The organism is Dongia sp. (assembly GCF_041906375.1).
In the GTDB taxonomy this organism is placed as follows: Bacteria; Pseudomonadota; Alphaproteobacteria; order Dongiales; family Dongiaceae; genus Dongia.
Window position 1 is genome coordinate 1 of sequence record NZ_JAYRJJ010000007.1, and the last position, 23,506, is coordinate 23,506.

General features: G+C 63.6%; 25 protein-coding genes. 11 read left to right on the forward strand and 14 right to left on the reverse strand.

What is annotated here, in order from left to right; genetic code table 11:
* The 3 genes from typA to ACE3OA_RS18795 all read right to left on the reverse strand — a co-directional run.
* On the reverse strand, positions 1-1,804 hold a 1,804-nt coding region (gene typA, locus ACE3OA_RS18785), incomplete at its 3' end, for a translational GTPase TypA (RefSeq protein WP_374313603.1).
* A gap of 240 nt (positions 1,805-2,044) precedes the next feature.
* Positions 2,045-3,037 (reverse strand): adenosine kinase, encoded by a 993-nt coding sequence (locus ACE3OA_RS18790; RefSeq protein WP_374313605.1) that lies wholly within the window; start codon positions 3,035-3,037, stop codon positions 2,045-2,047.
* A 235-nt stretch (positions 3,038-3,272) separates the two neighbouring features.
* Positions 3,273-3,698 (reverse strand): hypothetical protein, encoded by a 426-nt coding sequence (locus ACE3OA_RS18795; protein ID WP_374313607.1) that lies wholly within the window; start codon positions 3,696-3,698, stop codon positions 3,273-3,275.
* Positions 3,699-3,801: 103 nt separating this feature from the next.
* Between ACE3OA_RS18795 and ACE3OA_RS18800 the strand changes: the two genes are divergently transcribed.
* The 3 genes from ACE3OA_RS18800 (at position 3,802) to ACE3OA_RS18810 (ending at position 5,838) form a co-directional block, all read left to right on the forward strand.
* Complete coding sequence (locus tag ACE3OA_RS18800) at positions 3,802-4,467, forward strand: EI24 domain-containing protein (RefSeq protein WP_374313609.1); 666 nt, start codon at positions 3,802-3,804, stop codon at positions 4,465-4,467.
* A 116-nt stretch (positions 4,468-4,583) separates the two neighbouring features.
* Complete coding sequence (locus tag ACE3OA_RS18805; RefSeq protein ID WP_374313611.1) at positions 4,584-5,159, forward strand: polymer-forming cytoskeletal protein; 576 nt, start codon at positions 4,584-4,586, stop codon at positions 5,157-5,159.
* A 118-nt stretch (positions 5,160-5,277) separates the two neighbouring features.
* Positions 5,278-5,838 (forward strand): hypothetical protein, encoded by a 561-nt coding sequence (locus ACE3OA_RS18810; protein WP_374313614.1) that lies wholly within the window; start codon positions 5,278-5,280, stop codon positions 5,836-5,838.
* Between the two features lie 6 nt (positions 5,839-5,844).
* On the opposite strand, the gene ACE3OA_RS18815 is transcribed toward ACE3OA_RS18810, so the two are convergent.
* The 6 genes from ACE3OA_RS18815 to hisB are packed head-to-tail and all read right to left on the reverse strand — an operon-like array spanning position 5,845 to position 9,504.
* Complete coding sequence (locus ACE3OA_RS18815; RefSeq protein WP_374313617.1) at positions 5,845-6,198, reverse strand: phosphoribosyl-ATP diphosphatase; 354 nt, start codon at positions 6,196-6,198, stop codon at positions 5,845-5,847.
* A gap of 27 nt (positions 6,199-6,225) precedes the next feature.
* The gene (hisF, locus tag ACE3OA_RS18820; protein ID WP_374313619.1) at positions 6,226-6,984 is read right to left on the reverse strand and encodes an imidazole glycerol phosphate synthase subunit HisF; all 759 of its coding nucleotides are present in this window, start codon (positions 6,982-6,984) and stop codon (positions 6,226-6,228) included.
* Positions 6,978-7,733: a 1-(5-phosphoribosyl)-5-[(5-phosphoribosylamino)methylideneamino]imidazole-4-carboxamide isomerase gene (hisA, locus tag ACE3OA_RS18825; protein ID WP_374313621.1), complete on the reverse strand. Its 756-nt coding sequence runs from the start codon at positions 7,731-7,733 to the stop codon at positions 6,978-6,980. The genes hisF and hisA overlap by 7 nt, the downstream gene beginning before the upstream one ends.
* Positions 7,730-8,257 carry an N-acetyltransferase family protein gene (locus tag ACE3OA_RS18830; RefSeq protein WP_374313623.1) on the reverse strand — a complete coding sequence of 176 codons (528 nt, stop codon included), beginning with the start codon at positions 8,255-8,257 and terminating at the stop codon, positions 7,730-7,732. Before ACE3OA_RS18830 ends, hisA begins: the two co-directional genes overlap by 4 nt.
* A gap of 3 nt (positions 8,258-8,260) precedes the next feature.
* Positions 8,261-8,899, reverse strand: coding sequence for an imidazole glycerol phosphate synthase subunit HisH (gene hisH, locus ACE3OA_RS18835; protein WP_374313626.1), 639 nt, complete (start codon positions 8,897-8,899; stop codon positions 8,261-8,263).
* Positions 8,896-9,504, reverse strand: coding sequence for an imidazoleglycerol-phosphate dehydratase HisB (gene hisB, locus ACE3OA_RS18840; RefSeq protein ID WP_374313628.1), 609 nt, complete (start codon positions 9,502-9,504; stop codon positions 8,896-8,898). Before hisB ends, hisH begins: the two co-directional genes overlap by 4 nt.
* A 296-nt stretch (positions 9,505-9,800) precedes the next feature.
* On the opposite strand from hisB, the gene hslV reads away from it, so the two are divergent.
* Together hslV and hslU are read left to right on the forward strand one after the other, a co-directional pair.
* Complete coding sequence (gene hslV / locus ACE3OA_RS18845; protein ID WP_374313630.1) at positions 9,801-10,364, forward strand: ATP-dependent protease subunit HslV; 564 nt, start codon at positions 9,801-9,803, stop codon at positions 10,362-10,364.
* A gap of 4 nt (positions 10,365-10,368) precedes the next feature.
* Positions 10,369-11,736, forward strand: coding sequence for an ATP-dependent protease ATPase subunit HslU (hslU, locus tag ACE3OA_RS18850; RefSeq protein WP_374313632.1), 1,368 nt, complete (start codon positions 10,369-10,371; stop codon positions 11,734-11,736).
* 65 nt (positions 11,737-11,801) lie between these two features.
* Here the strand turns inward: hslU and ACE3OA_RS18855 are convergent, their stop codons facing one another.
* A complete protein-coding gene (locus ACE3OA_RS18855; RefSeq protein ID WP_374313634.1) occupies positions 11,802-12,785 on the reverse strand; it encodes a GlxA family transcriptional regulator in 984 nt (327 codons plus the stop codon).
* A gap of 118 nt (positions 12,786-12,903) precedes the next feature.
* Between ACE3OA_RS18855 and ACE3OA_RS18860 the strand changes: the two genes are divergently transcribed.
* On the forward strand, positions 12,904-13,464 hold the full coding sequence (locus tag ACE3OA_RS18860) for a cysteine hydrolase family protein (protein ID WP_374313636.1): 561 nt from the start codon (positions 12,904-12,906) through the stop codon (positions 13,462-13,464).
* Between the two features lie 59 nt (positions 13,465-13,523).
* Positions 13,524-14,348 (forward strand): alpha/beta fold hydrolase, encoded by an 825-nt coding sequence (locus tag ACE3OA_RS18865; protein WP_374313638.1) that lies wholly within the window; start codon positions 13,524-13,526, stop codon positions 14,346-14,348.
* Here ACE3OA_RS18865 and ACE3OA_RS18870 read toward each other — a convergent pair.
* Entirely contained in the window at positions 14,345-15,208 is an 864-nt protein-coding gene (locus ACE3OA_RS18870) for a metallophosphoesterase (protein ID WP_374313640.1), read from the reverse strand. The genes ACE3OA_RS18865 and ACE3OA_RS18870 overlap by 4 nt on opposite strands.
* A gap of 230 nt (positions 15,209-15,438) precedes the next feature.
* On the opposite strand from ACE3OA_RS18870, the gene ACE3OA_RS18875 reads away from it, so the two are divergent.
* Positions 15,439-17,187 carry an ATP-binding protein gene (locus tag ACE3OA_RS18875; RefSeq protein WP_374313643.1) on the forward strand — a complete coding sequence of 583 codons (1,749 nt, stop codon included), beginning with the start codon at positions 15,439-15,441 and terminating at the stop codon, positions 17,185-17,187.
* Between the two features lie 19 nt (positions 17,188-17,206).
* On the opposite strand, the gene ACE3OA_RS18880 is transcribed toward ACE3OA_RS18875, so the two are convergent.
* Complete coding sequence (locus tag ACE3OA_RS18880) at positions 17,207-18,241, reverse strand: calcium-binding protein (protein WP_374313645.1); 1,035 nt, start codon at positions 18,239-18,241, stop codon at positions 17,207-17,209.
* Positions 18,242-18,435: 194 nt separating this feature from the next.
* Between ACE3OA_RS18880 and ACE3OA_RS18885 the strand changes: the two genes are divergently transcribed.
* Together ACE3OA_RS18885 and ACE3OA_RS18890 are read left to right on the forward strand one after the other, a co-directional pair.
* A complete protein-coding gene (locus ACE3OA_RS18885) occupies positions 18,436-19,857 on the forward strand; it encodes an RsmB/NOP family class I SAM-dependent RNA methyltransferase (RefSeq protein ID WP_374313647.1) in 1,422 nt (473 codons plus the stop codon).
* 310 nt (positions 19,858-20,167) lie between these two features.
* A complete protein-coding gene (locus tag ACE3OA_RS18890) occupies positions 20,168-20,515 on the forward strand; it encodes a hypothetical protein (RefSeq protein ID WP_374313649.1) in 348 nt (115 codons plus the stop codon).
* Positions 20,516-20,613: 98 nt separating this feature from the next.
* On the opposite strand, the gene tdh is transcribed toward ACE3OA_RS18890, so the two are convergent.
* Together tdh and ACE3OA_RS18900 are read right to left on the reverse strand one after the other, a co-directional pair.
* The gene (tdh, locus tag ACE3OA_RS18895) at positions 20,614-21,639 is read right to left on the reverse strand and encodes an L-threonine 3-dehydrogenase (RefSeq protein ID WP_374313651.1); all 1,026 of its coding nucleotides are present in this window, start codon (positions 21,637-21,639) and stop codon (positions 20,614-20,616) included.
* Between the two features lie 11 nt (positions 21,640-21,650).
* Positions 21,651-22,865 carry a glycine C-acetyltransferase gene (locus ACE3OA_RS18900; RefSeq protein ID WP_374313653.1) on the reverse strand — a complete coding sequence of 405 codons (1,215 nt, stop codon included), beginning with the start codon at positions 22,863-22,865 and terminating at the stop codon, positions 21,651-21,653.
* A gap of 152 nt (positions 22,866-23,017) precedes the next feature.
* Between ACE3OA_RS18900 and ACE3OA_RS18905 the strand changes: the two genes are divergently transcribed.
* On the forward strand, positions 23,018-23,488 hold the full coding sequence (locus ACE3OA_RS18905; RefSeq protein WP_374313655.1) for a PAS domain-containing protein: 471 nt from the start codon (positions 23,018-23,020) through the stop codon (positions 23,486-23,488).
* Positions 23,489-23,506: the final 18 nt, after the last annotated feature.

Here is a 23,506-nt window from a genome sequence, read left to right on the forward strand (position 1 = left end):
CGGCTTTCTTGCGTTCGTTGGGGTCCAGGACCGCCTTGCGGATGCGGATGGCCTTGGGCGTCACTTCGACCAGCTCGTCATCCTGGATATAGGCCAGCGCCTGTTCCAGGCTGTGCTTCATCGGCGGTGTCAGGCGGATGGCTTCATCCTTCGACGTGGTCCGGATGTTGGTGAGCTGCTTCGACTTCAGCGGATTGACTTCAAGATCGTTGGCGCGGCTGTGTTCACCGATGATCATGCCTTCATAGACGGGCACGCCGGCATCGATCATCAGCTTGCCGCGCTCTTCAAGATTCCACAAAGCGTAAGCCACCGAAACGCCGTCGGCGTTGGAGATGAGCACGCCGTTGCGGCGGCCTTCGATCGGGCCTTTATAGGGCGCATAGCCGTGGAACAGGCGGCTCATGATGCCGGTACCGCGGGTGTCGGTCAGGAACTCGCCGTGATAGCCGATGAGGCCGCGGGCCGGCACCAGCATCACGAGGCGCGTCTTGGCGCCGCCCGACGGGCGCATCTCAACCAGTTCGCCGCGGCGCTGGCCCAGCTTGTCGATGACGACGCCGGTGAATTCCTCGTCGACGTCGATGACGATTTCCTCGATCGGCTCCAGGCGCTGGCCGGTCTTGGGATCGTTCTGATAGATGACGCGCGGGCGGCTGATCGAAAGCTCGAAGCCCTCGCGGCGCATCACTTCGATGAGCACGCCCAGCTGCAATTCGCCACGGCCGGCGACCTGGAACGCGTCCTTGTCCTCGGTCTCGGTGACGCGGATGGCGACATTGCCTTCGGATTCACGCATCAGGCGGTCGCGGATCATGCGGCTCGTCACCTTGTCGCCATCGCGGCCGGCAAGCGGGCTGTCATTGACCGAGAAGGACATGGCAAGTGTCGGCGGATCGATCGGCTGCGCCTTCAGCGGCACTTCGACTTCCATCGTGGCGATGGTGTCGGCAACGGTGCTCTCGGTGAGGCCGGCGATGGCGATGATGTCGCCGGCTTCAGCGCTTTCAACCGGCACGCGTTCGATACCGCGGAAAGCCAGCAGCTTGGTCAAGCGGCCCGTTTCGACCTGGGTCCCGTCGGGACGCATGGCGCGGAGCTGCATGTTGACATTGGCGGTGCCGGTCTGGATGCGGCCCGTGAGCACGCGGCCGAGATAGTTGTCGTATTCCAGCGTCGTCACCAGCATCGAGAAAGGCTTGTTCTCCTCGACCTTGGGTGCGGGCACGTGTTCGACGATGAGATTGTAGAGCGGCGCCAGATCCTTGCGCTCGCCCTTCTCCAGATCGGTCGTGGCCCAGCCCTGCTTCGAGGAGGCAAAGAGGGTCGGGAAGTCGAGCTGCTCAGGGCTGGCGTCGAGGGCGGCGAAGAGATCGAACACCTGGTCATGGACCGCGTGCGGATCGGCATCCGGGCGGTCGCATTTGTTAATGATGACGATCGGGCGGAGGCCCAGACGCAGCGCCTTGGTGGTCACGAATTTGGTCTGCGGCAGGGCGCCCTCGGCGGCGTCGACCAGCAGAACCACGCCATCGACCATGCTGAGGATACGCTCGACCTCACCGCCGAAATCGGCGTGGCCCGGCGTGTCGACAATGTTGATGCGGGTGTCCTGCCATTGGATCGAGGTGCATTTGGCGAGGATGGTGATGCCACGTTCTTTTTCGAGATCGTTGGAATCCATGACGCGTTCCGCCACCTGCTGGTTGGTGCGGAAGGCGCCGGATTGGCGGAGAAGCTGGTCGACGAGCGTGGTTTTGCCGTGGTCGACATGGGCGATGATGGCGATGTTGCGCAGTTTCATGACGTCACTTGATCCAAAAATTGCTGTAACGCCCATCATCCCATGGCGATTGTTACAATCGCCATCGGCCGCCCTCACCCATCCCTCTTACCCGGCCCTGCCCGGTGGAGGAAATTATTGTGGAATGGCAACCAGTTAACAGCGCCACCGATGGTTTGGCAGCGACTTCCTCACCCGCGCCCCACAGAATGGGGCCACGGTTGGAATGAGGGGTGTTGTTTCAGCGGGGCTTTTACCTGATTAACCCACTTGCTGCAACAAAAGCTCGGCGAGGGGGGTTTCGGGCCGGGCGCCGAAATGGCTGATCACCTCGCCGGCGGCCAAGGCGGCGATGCGGCCGCTATCGGCATGGTCGCGTCCCTGGGTATAGCCATAGAGGAAACCGGCGGCGTAGAGATCGCCGGCGCCGGTCACGTCGACCACCTGCCGCACCGGCCAGGCCGGCACGTCGATGACCTGCGGGCCGGCGACGATGAGCGAGCCCTTGGCGCTGCGCGTGATGGCGGCAAGCGAGCAATGCTCGCGGGTCAGCCGCACGGCCTCGTCGAAATCGCTCGTCTCCCACAGGGCCGTGATCTCATGTTCGTTGGCGAACAGGATGTCGACATGGTTCTTCACCAGGTCCTGGAATTCGGTGAGATAACGCTGCACGCAGAAGGGATCGCTGAGCGAGAGCGAAATCTCGCGCCCCGCCCCGTGGGCAAGATTGGCGGCCTTCAGGAAGGCCTGCTTGGCCAAGGGCGGATCCCACAGATAGCCTTCGAGATAGGTGACTTTCGCCCGCGTCACTACGGCCGGGTCGACATCGTCGGGGGTGAGCTCGACACAGGCGCCGAGATAGGTGTTCATGGTGCGCTCGGCATCCGGGGTCACGAAGATCATGCTGCGCGCGGTGGGCGTCGTGCTGGTGGCCGAGGGCGTCTCGAAATGGACGCCGCTGGCGCGCATGTCATGGCGGAAGATGCCGCCCAGCTGGTCGTTGCCGACCTTGCCGATATAAGCGCCGCGTCCGCCCAGGCTGGCGATACCGGCGATGGTGTTGCCGCAGGACCCGCCGGAGGCTTCGACCGCCGGCCCCATCGCGTCGTAAAGCTCCTCGGCGCGGGCGGTGTCGATCAGGGTCATGGTGCCCTTGTTCAGCTGCATGCGGTCGATGAAATCGAGATCGCAATGCGAGAGCACGTCGACAATCGCATTGCCGATGCCGCAGACGTCAAACAGTTTGTCGCTCATTCATCCCCGCAATAGATGCTGCGCGCCCCTGTCCGTTTGGTTTCCTGTCCGGGCGCTTTTCGGGCCGGAGTATAGGGATCGGGCCCGTTTGGGCAAGCAAAGGCGGGAAAGATCCGGTTCTGCCCCGGCCCCCCTCCCAGCCTCCCCCCTGAAGGTGGGAGGGGTTCTCGCTCTCATCTCCTCCCACCTTCAGGGGGGAGGTCGGGTGGGGGGCGAAGCTGCCGAGATGTGAGCCCTAGCTGATCACTTCCTCTGGGCAGCGTTTGAGGGCGAAGAAGGGCATGTAGCCGTAACCGGTGCCGGTGCAGGTTTCGGCCGCGGCGTTCTCGCCCAGCAGGCGCAAGGAGCAGTCGAGGAGGCCGATATGCGGCCAGGGGCTGTCGCGGAAATCCTGGCGATAGGTGGCGATGCCGTCCTTCACCACCAGGTCGGTGCCGCGCGGCGGGTCGCCCATCTGCCGGTCGCGGAAACTGATGCCCTGCGGGCCGATATCGATGCGGTAGCCGGTCTCGTCGCACCAGGATCCGTAAAGCGGATCGGCCGCCGCTGCCTGCGCCAGCAGCGGCGCGAACTGGCTTGCAGCCAGGAATATGGTCCCGACAAGCCAGGAAAGACCCCGCCGGTCGCCCTTCCGCCAACCGCTCTTGTGCCAGCTTTGCATGCACCTATTTCCTTTAGGTCGAAACGACCTGACCCACTATGTTGTCGCCCATCTGAACTTTCCGCTAAAAAGTGGCAACATTCTGACAGAACTGGATATTTCTTTGCTGCACGCCCTTTCCCTCGCTTTCGGCCAGCTCTCCGACCCGCGCATCAAGAAAGTTATCGGCATCAGCATCGTCATCGCCGCCGCCGTCTTCATCGGCATCTATGCCGCGGCCGATTATGCCTTTTCGACCTTCCTTCACGTGGATGGCTGGATGGGCGCCGCCCTCAGCGGTGTCGGCACCTTCGTCTTCGCCTGGTTCACCTTCCCGATCGTGACGGCAACGACGGCGGCATTCTTCGCCGACGAGGTCATCGACGCGGTGATGGCGCGGCACTATCCGGGACAAACCCTGCCCTACAAGGTCTCGGTGCTTGAAACGGTGGTCGATGCCGTGAAGCTTGCCAGCATCGCCATCCTTGCCAATATCGTGACCTTGCCGCTGCTGCTCTTCCCGCCGGTCTATGCCGTCGTCGCTTATGGTCTCAACGGCTATCTGCTGGGGCGGGAGTATTACGAAATGCCCGCCTTCCGGCGCCTGAAGCGGCCCGAGGCGAAGGCGCTCTTCCAGCGTCACCGCGGCCGCTTCGTCTTCACCGGGGTTGCTATAGCCTTCCTCGGCACGATCCCGATTCTCAATCTCATCGTACCCGTCATCGGCATCGCTTTTATGGTGCATATGTTTGAATCTGTGGTAAATCTGGGACCGCGCCGGGTTAGGTAAACAGGGGGTAGGCTGCTGGGACGCAATCCAGGCGGCCGACGGGAACGGCAGGCGCAGCACCCGGGACCAACATCCCGGGACCAATTCTCACGTTTCAGGCTAGGGACCAGCATCGCATGTTTGGCAAGAAGAAAGACGAGCAACCGACCCAGAGCGCGTCCGCCGCGACGACGGATAGCGACAGCAAGAATTACGCGAAGCCCGATGCGGGCAGCCCCGCCGCCCCCGCGCGCCCGGCCATGAACCCCGACATCGCCCGCCGCAGCCCGGATATGAGCGCCTTCGCGCCGCGTCCCTCCGGCGGTGCCGCAACCGCGCCGCGCGCTCCCGAAGCCGAACAGAAGAAGCTGATCGTCGGCCGCGATATCTTCCTCAACGGCGAAATCCGCACCTGCGACAGCCTCGTCGTCGAAGGCAAGGTCGAAGCCGTCCTCTCCGATTGCCGCGCCATGGACATCGCCGGTTCGGGCGAATTCCGCGGTTCCGCTGAAATCGAATCCGCCGACATTTCCGGCCGCTTCGACGGCGACCTCGTCGTCCGTCAGCGCCTCACCATCCGCGCCACCGGCAAGGTGCTGGGCAAGATCCGCTACGGCCAGCTCGAGGTCGAACGCGGTGGCGTCATCTCCGGTACCGTCGAATCTCTTGCCGACAGTGCCCCGGTTCCCGCTGCCTCCGGCAACGGCCGCTAGCCAGATTACCCGCATGTTTCCCGGCTCTTAACGAGCGGGAAACATGTCGGGGATTAAGCTTGCGGTTTGAAGGGGCGGCACCCCGCCTCGGGGTGCTTGTGCTGGGGGAGAGCGGAACGTGTATCGTTCCCTGAACATGCGTGAAGGATCAGGACAGGGCGACGGCGGCAGCCGCCCAGCCGCCTTGTCGCGAGCCTTGCGTCTTTCCATGCTCTGCTTTGCCGGCAGCTTCCTGCTTGCCGCCTGCGCCGGCCAGCCGCATACAGTCGGTTCGGCCATGCGCCAGCCCAAGAACCCGGCCCATGGCGTGATGACGCCCGAGGCGGAAACCGCCAAGGTTGAGGCCACGGCTACCAACACGGTTGCCGCACCGAAGACGCAAAGCGTTGCCCCGGCTACCATCTGGCAGAGCGCCGACAAGCTCATGGGCCTGGCGGCGGAAGAATTGCTGGCCGCCCTCGGCAAGCCGGCGCGCATCCGCGATGAGGAAGCCAGCCGCATCTATCAGTATATCGGCAGCGATTGCGTGCTCGACCTTTTCCTCTATCAGGAAACGGCTGGCGCCTACCGCGTTTCCTATGCCGAGGCGCGTTCGGTCGCGGCCGACAGACAGCCGGTCGATGCCTGCCTGAAATCGCTGCCCGCGCCCGTCGTCGCGAACAACGTCCCCAGCAGTTGATCGCTCTTACTTGCCGCCGCTCTTGGCTTCGCGGCGCGCGGCTTTCTCGGCGATGCCGGAGATGCCTTCGCGTTCCTTGAGCTTGGCCCAGACTTCTGAAGGGTCAATGTCGCGGTCGGCCCACAGCACCAACAGGTGATAAAGCAGGTCCGAGGATTCGGCGACCAGCGCCGCCTTGTCGCCACGCATGGCCTCGATCACTGCCTCGACCGCCTCCTCGCCCAGCTTCTGCGCGATCTTGGCAGTGCCCTTCTGAAAGAGCTGCGCGGTATGCGACTGGGTCACGTCGCCGCCCTTTCGCCCTTCGATGGTGCGAAACAGGCTATCCAGGACCGTGGCGTCGAATTTGTGCGTGGACATCTCTAAACCCCTTGCCGCGCCCCCTGTTCAAGGGCGCATGTGCAAACCAGCCTTCAGCATATGGGCTTTTGCTTGCGCAATGGTAAAGGTGCCAAAATGAAAAATTGAGGCGGCCAGCACCGCCGTGGCATGGCCGTCGCGGATGCCGGCCACCAGATCGTCGAGGGAGCCGACACCGCCCGAGGCGATGACCGGCACGGTGACGGCATCGGCAATGGCCCGCGTCAGGGGAATGTTATAGCCCTTCTTCGTACCGTCCCGGTCCATCGAGGTCACCAGCAATTCGCCGGCCCCGTTCTCAGCCATGCGCTTGGCGAAAGCCACCGCGTCGATGCCGGTCGCCTCGCGGCCGCCATGGGTGAAGATCTCGAATTTGCCCGGCGCCGTTTCCTTGGCGTCGATCGATACCACGATGCATTGATCGCCGAATTTCTGCGCCGCCTCCTTGACGAAATCCGGATTCTTCACCGCCGCCGTGTTGATGGACACCTTGTCGGCGCCGGCCAGCAGCAGCTTGCGGATGTCCTCGGACTTCCTGACACCGCCACCGACGGTGAGCGGCATGAAACAGGCCTCGGCGGTTTTCGAAACGACGTCGTAAAGCGTGTCGCGGTTCTCGGAGCTTGCCGTGATGTCGAGGAAGGTCAGCTCATCGGCACCGGCCGCGTCATAGAGCTTGGCCTGCTCGACCGGATCACCGGCATCCACCAGGTTGACGAAATTGACCCCCTTCACCACCCGCCCGTCCTTCACATCAAGACAGGGTATGACGCGCATCTTCAGCATGGCGCGCTCTCCCGCAATCTCTGCAGCGCTTCCTTGAGGTCGAGGCGGCCGTCATAGATGGCGCGGCCGGAGATGACGCCGCTGATGCCGCCGCCTTTCTTTCGGGCGTGCGGTTGCGCGGCGAGAAGTGAGTCGATATCGGCGATCGAGGAGACGCCGCCGGAGGCAATCACCGGGATCGACAGTGCGGCGGCAAGATCCGCTGTTGCCGTCACGTTGACACCCTGCAGCAGCCCGTCGCGGTCGATATCGGTGTAGATGATGGCGGCCACCCCGGCATCCTCGAAGCGCAAGGCGAGATCGAGCGCGCCGAGTTCGGATGTCTCCGCCCAACCCTCGACCGCGACCTTGCCGCCCTTGGCGTCGATGCCGACGACGATCTGGTTGGGGAAACGTTTGCACGCGGCCTTCACGAGATCCGGATTCTTCAAGGCGACCGTGCCGAGGATGACGCGGGCGATGCCTTTCCCAAGCCAGGTCTCGATATGCGCCATCTCGCGGATGCCGCCGCCGAGTTGCACGGGAATGTCGATCGCGGCGAGAATGCCCTCGACCGCCGCCGCGTTGACAGCCTCACCGGCAAAGGCGCCGTCAAGATCGACGAGGTGCAGCCATTGGGCGCCGGCCGCCGCAAATTGCCGCGCCTGGTCGGCAGGGTCGGTGTTGAACACGGTTGCCTGCGCCATGTCGCCCTTGATGAGGCGCACGCATTGGCCGTTCTTGAGGTCGATCGCGGGAAAGAGGATCAAGCTGCACCTTCCAGCGATTTCCAGAAATAGAGACCGCCGACATATTGCCCGTCGACCTGGGCATAACGCGGATGCCGGCCGATCTCGTGATAGCCCATGGCACGGTAGAGGCTGATCGCCGCCTGCTGCGTTTCGCGGACGTCGAGGTTGAGCACCTTGACGCCGCGCGCCCGTGCCTCGGTTTCCACCGCCAGCGTCAGATGCCGCGCCAGGCCATGGCCGCGCGCCCAGGGGGCGACGAAGGACGTGGTGAGCTGCGCCGAATGGCTCTGCGCTTCGTTGTTGCGCGTGGGGCGCACCAGCTGCGCCGACCCCGCGACCGTACCGTCGAGTTTGCCGATGAAGAGCGCGCGGTCGGGCACCAGGGTGACACCTTTCCAGAACACTTCGAGGATGTTGCGATGGGGCGGCTTCAGCCAGCCGAAGCCGCCGCCGGCCTCGATCGCGGCCTCGGTCGCGTCGCACAGCTCCTCAAGCTCGCTGCGCTTCAATTCGGTGACGATGCTGATGGCGATGTCGGCCATTTTTCAGGGTTTCCAGCGCAGGAAATTGGCAAGCAAAGCAAGGCCGACGGCCTGGCTCTTCTCGGGATGGAACTGCAGCCCGACCATGTTGTCGCGGCCGATCGCGGCGGCGACGGGACCGCCGTAATCGACATCGGCCAGCACCTCATCCGCATTGTCGGCGATGAAGTGGTAGGAATGGACGAAATAGCCGTGAGCGCCGGTGGCAAGGCCCGCAAAGATCGGGTGTTCCGGCTTCTTCAGGCGCAGATCGTTCCAGCCCATCTGCGGAATCTTGAGCGAGGGATCATTCGGCGTCAGCTTGACGACGCGGCCCTTGATCCAGTCGAGGCCGGGATGCTCGCCATATTCGACGCCGACCGTCGCCATCAATTGCATGCCGACGCAGATGCCGAGGAACGGCCGGCCCTTGGTCAGCACAGCTTCGCGCATTGCCTCGACACCGCCGGGAACCGCTTCCAGGCCGCGCTTGCATTCGGCAAAGGCGCCGACGCCGGGCAGCACGATGCGGTCGGCGCGCGCGATCGCCTTTGCATCAGCCGTGACGATAACCTCCTCGCCCGTGGCGCTTGCGGCATGGGCCAGGGCCTTGGCGGCGGATTTGAGATTCCCCGCGCCGTAATCGATGACTGCGACCGTCATGATCTGGCGAGAGACTTACCAAGCGTCCCCTTGGTCGAGGGCACGGAATCGGATTTCCGCGGATCGATCTCGATGGCATGGCGCAGTGCCCGCGCCAGCGCCTTGAAGCAGCTCTCGACGATATGGTGGTTGTTCTCGCCGTAGAGGTTTTCGACATGGAGCGTCAGGCCCGCATTCTGGGCGAAGGCCTGGAACCATTCCTTGAAGAGTTCCGTGTCCATCTCGCCCAGCTTGTCGCGGCTGAACGTCACCTTCCAGATGAGGTAAGCGCGGTTCGACGCGTCGAGCGCCACCCGGGTCAGCGTCTCGTCCATCGGGATGGTCGCCTCGCCATAGCGGTTGATGCCGACGCGTTCGCCCAGGGCTTGGGCGACGGCCTGGCCGATGGCGATGCCGGTATCCTCGGTGGTGTGGTGATAGTCGATATGCAGATCGCCCTTCGCCTTGCATTTAAGGTCGATGAGGGAATGCCTGGCCAGCTGGTCCAGCATATGGTCGAGGAAGCCGATGCCGGTCGAAATCTCCGACCGGCCCTGCCCGTCGAGATTGACCTCCACCGCGATCTCGGTTTCCTTGGTCCGCCGTTCGATCTGACCCTTGCGCATTTTGCCGATCCGTTTGGGTAAAAAGGCCTTAATTGGCGGGTTCTTAGCAGCCGCGGGGCGATCTGGCCAGTGGCTTGGCGCACCTCTTTGCCATGATGCGTCATCCCCGGGCTTGACCCGGGGATCAGGTGCCAGCTGACGGGTCCTGCCCAGTCAATCCTGATGCCCGGGTCAAGCCCGGGCATGACGCAGAAGCGGATGGGGGTCAGATTCTTGCGGCTTGATTGGGAACTGGCGTTAACCTATCTCCCAAGCAACCTCCAAAGCCCCCATCCGGGGGAAATTAAGGATTTTCCATGGCCCGCGACGAAAACGACAAACACGGCCTTGCTCCTTGGCACGGCACCACCGTCCTGCTCGTGCGCAAGGGGTCCGAGGTTGTCCTGGCCGGCGACGGCCAGGTGACCGTGGGGCCGACGGTGATGAAATCCAACGCCAAGAAGTTGCGCCGGCTGGGAAAGGGCCAGGTCATCGCCGGTTTTGCCGGGGCAACGGCGGATGCCCTCACGCTGTTCGAGCGGCTGGAGGCCAAGCTGGAACAATACCCGGCCCAGCTTGCCCGCGCCTGCGTGGAACTGGCCAAGGATTGGCGCACCGACCGGTATTTGCGCCGGCTCGAGGCCATGATGGCGGTGGCGGATACGTCGGTCAGCCTGATCCTGACCGGGACCGGTGACGTGCTGGAGCCGGAAGACGGGCTCATCGGCATCGGCTCGGGCGGCGCCTATGCGCTGGCGGCCGCGCGCGCCCTTATCGACATCGACGGCCTCGGCGCCGAAGACATCGCCCGCAAGTCGATGAAGATCGCCGGCGATATCTGCATCTACACCAATCACAACGTCCTTATTGAAAAGCTTTGAGCCGATGACCGAATCCAGTGCCGCCCGCAAATCCACGACCAAGGCCGAAGAACCATTGGTGACCTCCTCGCTGACGCCGCGGGAGATCGTCTCGGAACTCGACCGCTTCATCGTCGGGCAGAATGACGCCAAGCGCGCCGTGGCCATCGCCTTGCGCAATCGCTGGCGCCGCCAGCAGCTCGAGCCCGGCATGCGCGAGGAAGTGAATCCGAAGAACATCCTGATGATCGGGCCGACGGGTGTGGGCAAGACCGAAATCGCGCGGCGCCTTGCCAAGCTGGCGCAGGCGCCGTTCCTGAAGGTCGAGGCGACGAAGTTCACGGAAGTGGGCTATGTCGGGCGCGACGTCGAACAGATCGTGCGCGATCTTGTCGAAATCGCCATCACCATGTCGAAGGAGAAGATGCGGCGCCAGGTGCGCGCCAAGGCGGAAACGCTGGCCGAGGAACGCGTGCTCGATGCGCTGGTCGGCGAAGGTGCCGGGGCCGAGACGCGCGCCAAGTTCCGCCGCATGCTGCGCGCAGGCGAGCTCGATGAGAAGGAGATCGAGCTCAATGTGAAGGACAATGCCGGCACGTCCATGCCGACCATCGACATCCCCGGCATGCCGGGTGCCTCGATGGGCATGATCAACCTCAACGAGATGCTGGGCAATGCGCTGGGCGGCCGCACCAAGGCGCGCCGCATGAACGTCGCCGATTCCTATGATGTGCTGGTGGCCGAGGAAGCCGACAAGCTCCTCGACATGGAGAAGGTGACGTCGGAAGCGATCCGCGCCGTCGAGCAGAACGGCATCGTTTTCCTCGACGAGATCGACAAGATCTGCGCACGCGAAGGCCGCGCCGGCGCCGATGTCAGCCGCGAAGGCGTCCAGCGCGACCTGCTGCCGCTCATCGAGGGGACGCAGGTGGCGACCAAGCATGGCCAGGTGAAGACCGACCATATCCTCTTCATCGCATCGGGTGCCTTCCATATCGCCAAACCCAGCGATCTGCTGCCCGAATTGCAGGGGCGCCTGCCCATCCGCGTCGAGCTCGATGCGCTGACCCGCGCCGATCTCAGGCGTATCCTCACCGAACCCGAAGCCAGCCTCATCAAGCAATATGTGGCGCTGCTGGGGACCGAAGGTGTGACACTCGACTTCACCGACGACGCCATCGATGCGCTCGCTGACCTAGCGACCGAGATCAATGCCAGCGTCGAAAATATCGGCGCCCGGCGCCTGCAGACGGTGCTCGAACGCCTGCTCGAGGAAGTGAGCTTCACCGCCTCCGAGATGAGCGGCAAGTCCGTCAGCATCGACGGCGCTTACGTCCGCGACCGCGTGGCACCGCTCGCGAAGAATGCCGATCTCTCGAAGTTTATTTTGTAGATGAAAAACACTCATGGGTGGTCCGCCTTCGCGGACCATGACGAATGAGATCGGCAAGGCCAGTTCTATTGCTTCCCACCCACGCCGAACCGTTTGCGATATTCGCTCGGCGTCAAACCGATCTGGGATTGGAACAGTTTGGCAAACGCGCCCGGATCTTCATAGCCGATGCGGTGGGCGATCTGTTCGATCGGCCTTCGGGTGAGTTCCAGCATCTCGCGGGCCTTTGCAAGGCGCAGGAGCTGCAGATAGCGGGTCGGATTGTGGCCGGTCGCGTGCTGGAAGCGGCGCAGGAAAGTGCGCTCGCCCAGGCCCGCCTGTTCCGCCATCTGCGGCAAGGTGATCTTCTTCATGGCGTGGCGCTGCAGCCAGTGCTGCAGTTTCAAGATCGCCGCGTCGCCATGCGCGAGCTTCGGCGCGAAGGCTGAATAGAAGCGTTGCTCGCGCCCGGCGGGATCCACCAGGAAAAATTGCGCGACGCTGAGCACGATGGCGGGGCTGATGAAGCGCTCGATGATCTTCAGCCCCATCTCAACCCAGGCCATGACGCCACCGGCGGTGATGATGTCCCCGTCATCGATCACCAGCTTGTCGCCATCGACGGCGATCTCAGGAAAGCGCGCCTGCAGTTCTTCGGCGAGCGACCAATGGGTTGTCGCGGGCCGCCCGTCGAGGAGACCTGCTTCGGCCAGCAGGAAGGCCCCGGCGCAGACCGAGGAGATGACCGCGCCTTTGCTGTGCAGGCTCTTGAGGAAGCGCAGCAGCGGGTCGCGGGCGTCGGGCCAGACGGGATCGCCGAGGCTCGGCGGCAGGATGACAACGTCGAGGGATCTGGGCGCGCCGTCCGGGGAAGTGAAGCCGCGCGTGACCTGCCCCCCGGCATCCAAGCCCCAATGACTGACCCGCAGGATCGGGGTGCCGGTTAACCCTTGCTCTGCACAGAGCCGGTTGGCGACCAGGAACATATCGGTGAGGCCATGCAGCGCCGAGACCTGTGCCCCCGGATAGTCCAGGATGCCGATATCGATGACTTTTGCGGCCGGATTCATCTGCCGGGATTCATTTGTCAGTTTTGACCAGATCTATGTCAGTTCTGCCAATAGGCAGAATGGGCCCGGCCCGCTAAAAAAGCCATATCGAAACACCACGCTTCAGGAGCGATCTATCATGAGCAAGAACGGCCTTCTCGTCGTTGACGTGCAGAACGACTATTTCCCCGGCGGCCGCTGGACGCTGAGCAACATGGACCAGGCCAGCGACAACGTGGCCAAGCTCATCGCCGCCGCGCGTGCGGCCGGACTCCCAGTCTTTCATGTCCAGCACATCATGGATGAAGCCGATTCGCCCTTCTTTACCAAGGGGACAATTGGCGCCGAGATCCACGCCAAGGTGAAGCCTGCCGCGGGCGAGGCATTGGTGGTGAAGAACGAGGTCAATGCCTTCCTCGGCACCGATCTCAAGGCGAAGCTCGACGCGGCCGGTGTCAAAGACCTCGTCGTCTGTGGGGCGATGAGCCATATGTGCGTCGATGCGGCGACCCGTGCTGCGTCCGATTTCGGCTACAAGGTGATTCTGGCCCATGACGCCTGTGCCACGCGCGATGCGGAGTTCGACGGCGTCAAGGTGCCGGCGCGGGAAGTCCATGCGGCGTTCATGGCAGCACTCGGCTCCTATGCGAAGGTCGTATCGACGGCGGATGTCATCACTTCTACTCTGACCAAGGCGTAGTCTCGCGCGCCGCGTTCATCCCGATCTTCCCACCTAAGAAAATCTAGAAGGAAAAAACCATGGGCTTCATCAAGACCAAGGACGGCACCGAGATCTATTACAAGGATTGGGGCCAAGGTCAGCCGGTCGTGTTCGCCCATGGTTGGCCCCTCACCGCCGACAGCTGGGAAGCGCAGATGCTGCATGTCGCCAATAATGGTTACCGCGCCATCGGCCATGACCGGCGCGGCCATGGCCGCTCGACCCAGACCTGGGACGGCAACGACATGGACCATTACGCGGATGATCTGGCGGCATTGATCGCGCAGCTGGATCTCAAGGACATCGTGCTCATCGGCTTTTCGACCGGCGGCGGCGAGATCACGCGTTATATCGGGCGCCACGGTACGTCGCGCGTCGCCAAGGCGGTGCTGGTCTCCGCGGTGCCGCCTTTGATGGTGAAGACCGCCGCCAATCCCGGCGGGTTGCCGATCGACGTGTTCGACGGCATCCGCGCCGGCAGCATCAAGGACCGCTCGCAGCTCTATAAGGACATCGCGAGCGGGCCCTTCTTCGGCTACAACCGCGCCGGCGCCAAGCCATCCCAGGGCGCCATCGATGCCTTCTGGATGCAGGGCATGATGGGCGGGCACAAGAACACCTTCGACAGCATCAAGGCGTTCTCGGAAACGGATTTCACCGAGGATCTGAAGAAGTTCGATGTGCCCACGCTGATCATCCATGGCGATGACGACCAGATCGTGCCGATCGACGCGGCGGGCCGCGCCTCAGCCAAGCTGGTGAAGGGTTCGGTGCTGAAGGTCTATCCCGGTGCCCCCCACGGCATCACCGAGACGCATAAGGATCAGCTGAACGCCGATCTCCTCGCCTTCATCCGCGGCTAGGCCAATACATCGGCCAGCGCCAACACCGGCGCTTGCCGCATCGCGCCGTGGCGCGCGACGAGTTCGGTCAAGTCGCTGGTCACCAAACCCCGCGGCTTGACCAGGCCGAACTCGACCGTGTCGCCGCGGAAGCAATATTCGACCAGGCCCGGTTCATGCAGGCCCTGGAAGGGCGCTACTTCGTCGTCGATGACCAGCGCCGTGCTCGGTGCCCAGACGATGGCGATATTGCCGAAATTGAAGGTGCGGTAATGATGCGCGTGGCCGCTGGCGATGAGGCGCAGATTGCCGCGCTTCAGCCGGTCGAGCAGCGACATCCGGCCCGGGCGCAGCACGCACCAGATGGGGTCGCCGGCCTCCGCGACCTCGTTCACGAAAAGCGGCTTGTGCAGGAAGACACCGAGCGGCCGGTCGCCGGCGGCCGCAATCTCACGCTCCAGCCAGTCGAGCTGTTCCTCTTCCGCCGCCAGATCGCTGCCCGGCAATTGCGCGTTCATCCCCAGGATGCGCCAGGCGCCGAGGTCGCGGCCCCACCAATCGGGGCCGATATGGTCGATGAACCGCTGCCGGCGCGCATCGGTGATCCATTGGCCCATATAGGGCTTGGGACCTGTGTCGCCGATATCGTGATTGCCGGGGAGTGCTGACCAAGGAACCTCGATCCGCCCCAGCTCGCCGCGGACGAATTGGTGGTCGGGGACATGGTCCGGGTCGCACAGCACCAGATCCCCGGTCGCCACGACCAGGTCCGGACGGGCGCCGTTGATATGCTCGAGGCAGCGCGCCCAGCCGGGGTAATTATAGGCGCGCTCGGCACTGAGATGCAGGTCGGTGACCTGGATGAGGCGGTGGGTCGGCATGGCGGGCTCCGGTTTAGGGTGGCGACCGGCCTAACCCGGAACCCGTTGCAGCTTGGTGACGGCACCGCCGTTTTATTCCCGGAGAGGAAGAAAAGACTTGTCCCCAGGCCGCCTCTGCTCCTAGGAATTATCGTAGAAATCACCTCAAAGTGTAGATATCCGCCTTTAGCTGCCGAATTCGTTAATTTTTGCCAGGACGGCGGATCCGGCACCGGGGACTGGAGAGCAGCTTGCAAGTCAGCGGCGGACATTCCGGCACAAATGGGGGACAGCGCGCCGAAGCTGGCGTCGTGTTTCCGACTTGCCCGGCCGATCCGCAGGCGGCCGCGATGTGGGAACAGCGCCGGCTGGCGGCCTTGCGTCAGAGCGGGCTGCTCGATTCAACGCCCGAACCGGAATTCGACGACCTCACGGCGCTGGCGGCGCAGGTCGCCGGCACGCGCTTTGCCTTCGTCGTGCTGGTCGATGAGGGCCGGCTCTGGTTCAAATCGACCCATGATTCCAAAGGCAGCCTCGCTCCCTTAAGTGAATATCCGCGACTGGGCTCCTTCTGCGATCTTGCCATCCGTGGCGAGGGCATCCTTGCGATCGAGGACCTGGCGGCCGATGCCCGCTTTGCCGAGCATCCGATGGTGCGCGAGAACGGGCTGCGCTTCTACGCCTCGGCGCCGATCAAGGCCCCCAGCGGCGAGGTACTGGGCACGCTGGCCGTGCTCGACCGCCATGTGCGACCGCTGACCGAGGCGCAAGGGGCAGGCCTCAGCCGCCTCGCCCGGCAATGCAACAACCTCATTGCCCTTCGCAGCCTGCTCCGCGATCTCGAACGGCAGGTCTCGTACCACAGCCAGGCGCTGCGTTCGACCGAGGCGCGCCTCAGCGCCTTCATGCAGCATGCGCCGATCACCATGTCGGTGAAGGATCTCGACGGTCACTATCTGATGGTCAACCGGGCCAGCGAACGCTTCTACGGCGAGCCTGCCGCGGAGATCCTGGGGCGGCGCATCGGCGAAATCGAAAAGTCGAGCGGTGCCGAGGCGATCGCCGAATTGGAATCCGACATGCGCATGGCAGGGAAATCCGTGACGCGCGAAATCTGCTATGAGCGCGATGGTGGCAAGCGCTGGTACCGCGACATCAAATTCCCCATCCCCGATGAGAGCGGCGCCATTGCCGCCATCGGCGGCATCGGTATCGAGATCACCGCCACCAAGCAGGCGCAGGAAGAACTGATCGAGGCCAAGGAACATGCCGAGGCCGCGAGCCAGGCCAAGTCGCAGTTCCTTGCCAATATGAGCCACGAATTGCGCACGCCCCTGAACGCCATTCTCGGCTTCTCGGAAATTCTCGCCCGCAATGCGCTGGGCCCGATCGGGCCGGACAAGGTGCAGGCCTATGCCGGCGACATCCACGAAAGCGGCCGGCTGCTACTCAACATCATCAACGACATTCTCGATCTTTCCAAGATCGAGGCCGGGCGGATGGTGCTGACCGAAGCGCCCTGCGACGTTGCCGAAATCGCGCGCGGCGCCCTCAACCTGGTCGCCAATGCCGCCCAGGCCAAGTCCTTGAAGCTGGTCAATGCGGTGCCGTCGGATCTGCCGATGGTGCGGGCCGACGAGCGGGCGCTGACGCAGATCCTCCTCAACCTTGCCAACAATGCGGTCAAGTTCACTCTGCCCGGCGGCGAGATCAAGGTGGAAGCGGCCCTGGTCAATCAGGGCGAGGTGGGCGAAGGCCTTGCCATCGCCGTCTCGGATACCGGCATCGGAATCGCCAGCGACGACATCCCGCTGGTCTTCTCCGCCTTCGGCCAGGTGCAGGATGCCTTTGTGCGCGGCCATGAAGGAGCGGGCCTTGGCCTCCCCATCGCGCGGGCGCTGGCCGAGGCGCAGGGCGGCAAGCTCGATCTCCACAGCCGCCTCGGACTCGGCACCCGCGTTACCCTGTGGCTGCCGAAGGAACGCATCATCCGCGGCTGACGCGTTCCTTGGCTGTTGCTTACGGCTGGTAGGTGATCTGCACGAAATTGTCGAGCTGGTCCAAGGTCGACCAGCCCTGGTTCTGGATGCCGTCGAGTTCGACCGAGCTGCCATTGGCGAACTTGATCAGCACGTCGCCATCGTCGGTCGAACCCACGGTGACGCCCGGCGCATTGGCGTCGGCGAGACCTTCCAGCACCAGGCCTTCCATCGAAGTGTCGAAATCCATGATGACGTCGTTGCCGTCGAGCGTCGTGTCGACATAGAAAGTGTCGTCGCCGCTGCCGCCGCGCATGACGTCGGAACCTTCCTCGCCGAACAGGCGGTCATTACCATCGCCGCCATCGAGCGTATCGTCGCCGGCTTCGCCGTAGAGATCGTCCTTGTCGGCACCGCCGAAGATCGTGTCGTTGTTCTCTTCGCCATAGAGACGATCTTCGCCGGCGCCGCCATCGAGCAGATCGTCGCCGGTGCCGCCATAGAGGCGATCATTGCCGTCGTCGCCGAAGAGCTTGTCGTTGCCGGCATCACCGAACAGGCGGTCATTGTCGAGCCCGGCATGGATCTCGTCATTGCCGCTGCCGCCATAGAGCCAGTCATAGCCGGCATCGCCGAACAGCAAATCGTTGTCGCCGTCGCCATAGAGCGTGTCGTCGCCGAGTCCGCCATGCATTTCGTCATCGCCGGCATTGCCGTGGATCGTGTCGTTGCCCTTCGGCGTGCCGATGGTGGGATTATAGGGCGCGTTGCTGTCGCCATAGATAAGATCGTTGCCGCTGCCGCCCCAGATGAAGTCGTCGCCATTGCCGCCGAGGACCGTATCGTTGCCGTCGCCGCCCAGAAGGCTGTCATTGCCGGCGCCGCCATCGACCCAGTCATTGCCGCCGCCCGCACTCACCGTGTCGTCGCCGCCCTGGGCGTAGATCGTGTCGGCATGCGCGGTGCCGTTGATGAGGTCGGCGCCATTGGTGCCGTAGATCGGCAGATAATACGGATAGTAGGGCTGCGGATACTGACCGATCGGGGTGGTACCGATATTCGTGACCAAAGCCATAATGACCTCCCTTGAGGCGCTAAGGGCAAAAGCGGCAGCGCCGGGGCCGATACAGATCTGTCGCTCCCCGGCGGCCAGGGTTTGTGACGGTGCGCACCTTCCGGGGTGGAAAGCGGGCGCAATGGCCGGAAATAGGCCGGCGGCACCCCTCCGCCGATTAGACAAGTGCGGCTCAATCCGCTATCAGGTCGGCCATGTCAGCCAAAGAACCTTCCGCCCCCGTTTCCGGCCCTCCTGCCGGTCCGGGGCGAGACCCCCGCGAAACCGCGCCCGAAACGGGCGGCAGCGGCGATTCACCCACTCTCTCGGCCCGGTCGATCGCCCTCGACCTGATGGATGCCGTCTTCCGGCGCCGCAAGCCGCTCGACGAGGCGCTGGGCGAACATGCCGAGCTGGAAAAGCTCGCCACCCGCGACCGGCAATTCGTGCGCGCCCTGGTTGCCACCACCTTGCGGCATATGGGCCAGATCGACCACGCGCTGGGGCAATGCCTGGAAAAGCCGCTGCCTGTCCGCGCCCTCATCGTGCGCAACATTCTGCGCTTAGGGGCCGCGCAGATCATGTTCCTCTCGACCGCGCCGCACGCCGCCGTCGACACGATGGTGACGCTGGCCGGCCAGCGCGGTGAAACCGGCTTCAAGGGCCTCATCAACGCGGTGCTGCGGCGCATTGCCCGCGACCCGCAAGCGTTTCTGGCCGCGGCGCCGGCCGGTGCCGTGAGCCTGCCCGATTGGCTGTGGCAGAGCTGGGTCAAGGCCTATGGCGTTGCCAAGGCGACGCAGATCGCGACCGCCCATCTCTACGAGCCGCCGCTCGATTTCTGCTGCCGCCGCCCGGCCGAGGCGGATTATTGGGCGCAGCAGCTTCATGCCCGCATCATGCCGCTGCCCGGCACCTTGCGCCGCCCGGCGGCGTCGGAAGGTGGCGAGCGCCTGCATCAGCGAGTCGAAGACCTGCCGGGCTATGCCGAAGGCGCCTGGTGGGTGCAGGATCTGGCAGCGCAGATTCCCGCGCGCCTCCTCGGCAATGTCGCCGGCCAGCGCGTCATCGATCTCTGTGCCGCACCCGGCGGCAAGACGGCGCAGCTCGCCGCCGCCGGTGCCCAGGTGACGGCGCTCGACAGGTCCCGCCCGCGCCTCGCCCGCGTCAAAGAAAATCTCGAACGGCTGCGCCTCCATGCCGAGCTTGAAGCGGCAGACGCTGCCCTCTGGGACCGCGGCCGCGATTTCGACGCTGTCCTGCTCGATGCGCCCTGCTCGGCGACCGGCACCATCCGCCGCCATCCGGACGTCGCCTGGCTCAAGGATCCGCGCGACCTCAACAAGCTGACGGCGACGCAGGACCGGCTGCTCGACAAGGCCGTCTCGCTGTTGCGCCCCGGCGGCACGCTCATCTTCTGCACCTGTTCGCTGCAGCCCGAGGAAGGCCCCGACCGCGTCGAGGCGGTGCTGGCGCGCCATTCCAACCTGAAGCGCGATCGCATCCACACGGAAGAAGTGGGCGGCCTCTTCGAACTCATCTCGCCCGCGGGCGACTTCCGCTCCTTGCCCTCTCACCTTGCTGATCAAGGCGGTCTCGACGGCTTCTTCGCCGCGCGGATCCTCAAGGCGGGATAACACACCAACACCCTCCCCCATGTGGGGAAGGGTTAGGGAGAGCGGGCGCCTGGGAACAACCCGGCGGCTCCTCGGTTACATCTCCGTTATCGACATTGACGATCCAGCCTGGGCCGACGCCTCGCGCGCTGCGCTGCTGTGTTGTTGCGACTTCAATAAAGACGGAGATTCTTCATGCGCTACGCTTTTCTCTGGCTGCTGGGCGTGCCGATCCCGGTGCTGCTCCTGATCTGGTTCCTGTTCCGCTGAGGGAACCCTCATGGCGGCCGACCCGTTACGAAGCATGACGGCAACACGCATGGAGAATGCCATGATGCAGCTGAAAGATTTCGAGGCGGCAATGCAGGATGTCGCCAAGGTTTATGGCAATCCCGCCGCCCTGCTGGCGGATGACAGTCTGACGCGCGCACAGAAATTGAAGCTGCTGCAGCAATGGGATTACGATCTGGGACTGCTGCTGGTGGCGGCGGAAGAGAACATGGCCGGCCCCGGCTCGTCGCTGACATCCGAGCGCCTGCGCTCGGTACGCGAGGCGATCAAGCTTCTGGGTGTCGAAGGCGATCCAGAGCACCCTCAAAGTGCTTCGGCCGGCAAAGTCACTGCCGCCAACATTCCCGAAGAGGAAAAACGGGAACCAAGCGGCAAGACGATGCATTGATCCTACCCAGACTTACCCCTAAGTCCCGACATTGCTTTTGCAGCCGTGACCTCAAGTCGTGAAACTTCTGGCCCCGCCAATTCAGGCGGGGCTTTTTCTTAGGGCCAATTGAGGATCACCTTGCCGGACTGGCCGGACAGCATCGTCTCGAAGCCGGTCACATAATCCTTGAGCGCGAATTGGTGCGTGAGGATGGGGTTGAGGTTAAGGCCCGATTGCAGCATCGCCACCATCTTGTACCAGGTCTCGAACATCTCGCGGCCATAGATGCCCTTGATCTCCAGCCCCTTGAAGATGACGTTGTTCCAGTCGATCGCCGTGTTGCCGGGCGGAATGCCGAGCAAGGCCACCTTGCCGCCATGGTTCATGACGTCGAGCATGGTATTGAAGGCCGTGGGTACGCCGGACATTTCAAGGCCCACATCGAATCCCTCGACCATGCCGAGCTCGGCCATCACGTCGGCAAGCTTTTCCTTGGTCACATTGACGGCGCGGGTGGCGCCCATCTGATGCGCCAGATCCAGCCGGTAATCGTTGACATCGGTGATAACGACATGGCGCGCACCCACATGCTTGGCGATCGCCACCGCCATGATGCCAATGGGACCGGCGCCGGTAATGAGCACATCCTCGCCCACCAGGTTGAACGACAAGGCCGTATGCGTGGCGTTGCCGTAAGGGTCGAAGATCGCCGCCAGATCGTCGCTGATATTGTCGGGGATCTTGAAGGCATTGACCGCGGGCAGCGCCAGAAACTCGGCAAAGGCGCCCGGCCGGTTGACGCCGATGCCGAAGGTGTTGCGGCAGAGATGCCGCCGCCCGGCGCGGCAGTTGCGGCAATAGCCGCAGGTCACATGTCCTTCGCCGGACACGCGGTCGCCGATGGCAAAGCCGCGCACCTCCTGGCCCATGGCGACGATCTCGCCCACATATTCATGGCCCACATGCATGCCCACCGGCACGGTCTTTGCCGCCCATTCATCCCACTTCCAGATATGAATGTCGGTGCCGCAGATCGCCGTCTTCCTGATGCGGATGAGGACGTCGTTATGCCCGACCTCGGGCTTGGGTACCTCGGTGAGGATGAGGCCGGGACCGGCTTTCTCTTTGACCAGGGCTTTCATCTGTTTCTTCCTCAAATCGCGCCAAGCTGCTTGCCGACCTTGGCGAAAGCAGCGACGGCGCGGTCGATATCGGCGCGCGAATGGGCGGCGGACATCTGGGTGCGGATGCGCGCCTGGCCCTTGGGTACCACGGGATAGGAGAAGCCGATCACATAGATGCCCTCAACCAGCAGCGCGTCGGCCATGGCGGTGGCAAGCTTGGCATCGCCCAGCATGACCGGGATGATCGGATGTTCGCCTGGCACCAGCCTGAAGCCCAGCGCGGTCATCGCGGCGCGGAAATGCCGGCCGTTCTCGCTGAGGCGTGCGCGGAGGTCTTGTCCTTCGGCGCTGTCGATGAGTGAGAGACAGGCGCTGGTCGCGGCGACGATCGCCGGCATCAGTGAATTGGAAAAGAGATAGGGCCGCGAGCGCTGGCGCAGTAGGTCGATGACCGGTTTCCTGCCCGCGATATAGCCGCCGGATGCCCCGCCCAGCGCCTTGCCGAAGGTGCCGGTGAAGAGGTCGATCCTTGCCTGCACGCCATTGTGTTCGGCAGCACCACGCCCATGGCTGCCGACGAAGCCCACCGCATGGCTGTCATCGACCATGACCTGCGCATTGTAGCGCTGGGCGAGATCCGCGATGCCCTTGAGGTCGGCGATGATGCCGTCCATGGAAAAGACGCCATCGGTGGCGATGAGCTTGAAACGAGCACCGGCCGCGTCCGCTTCCTTCAGTTTGGCTTCAAGATCGGCGAGATCGTTGTTGGCATAGCGAAAGCGCTTGGCCTTGCAGAGCCGGATGCCGTCGATGATCGAGGCATGATTGAGCGCGTCGGAAATAACGGCATCCTCCTCGCCCAGCACGGTCTCGAACAGGCCGCCATTGGCATCGAAGCAGGATGAATAGAGGATCGCGTCCTCGGTGCCGAGGAAGCGGGCGATATCGGCTTCGAGCTGCTTGTGGATATCCTGGGTCCCGCAGATGAAGCGCACCGACGCCATGCCGAAGCCGTGGTCGCCAAAGGCCTTCCTGGCGGCGCCAATGAGGCGCGTGTCATCGGCAAGGCCTAAGTAATTGTTGGCGCAGAAATTGAGCACATGCTGGCCATTGGCAAGGGCGATATCGGCGCCCTGTGGTGTCGCGATGACGCGTTCAGCTTTCCAGAATCCCTCCGCCCGGATGGTGGAAAGGGTGGCGTCGATATGGGCCAGGAAGCTGCCGGCCGGAAATTGTTGTGCCATCGGGCAATAACTCCGTTTGCTTGGGCCTATGATCCCGGATCGGGGGCGGTAAGCAAATGACTTTTGCGAACGAGATGCCCCCTCGGAAATGCATCCCCCCTCATACTTCGGGCGCATTGCCCCCTTTTCGTGGCCGGTTTATGAGAGAAGCCATGTATCCCCGCACGACCGATATGACGCTGATGGCAGAGCGCTGCCGGCCCGGTACCCTGGCCATCTATCGCTATTGGGACGGGAAACGCGCCGGCCGCCGGATGCCGTCGCGGCGCGATATCGACCCGGTCGAGATGAAGCCGTGGCTGGCGCAGATTCAGCTGGTCGACGTGCATCACAATCCCCGGCGCCTGGTCTATCGGCTGGTGGGCGAACTCGACGTCAGTTTCCGCGGCTACAACCCGACCGGACGCACGGTCGAGGAATGCGGCATCGGGCTCAGCCTGGAAGAAACGCTGAAGAATTACGACATCGTCATTACCGAACGCCGGCCCCTCTATGACTGGTCGGACTATCTCAGCAAATCGGGCTATCTCAAAGGCCAGGAAGGCCTGCTCCTGCCTCTCTCCGACGATGACGAGACCGTCAACATGGTGCTGACCTATGCCGAGATAGAAGGGGCGAAGTGAGCCCTGGCCCCGATTTCC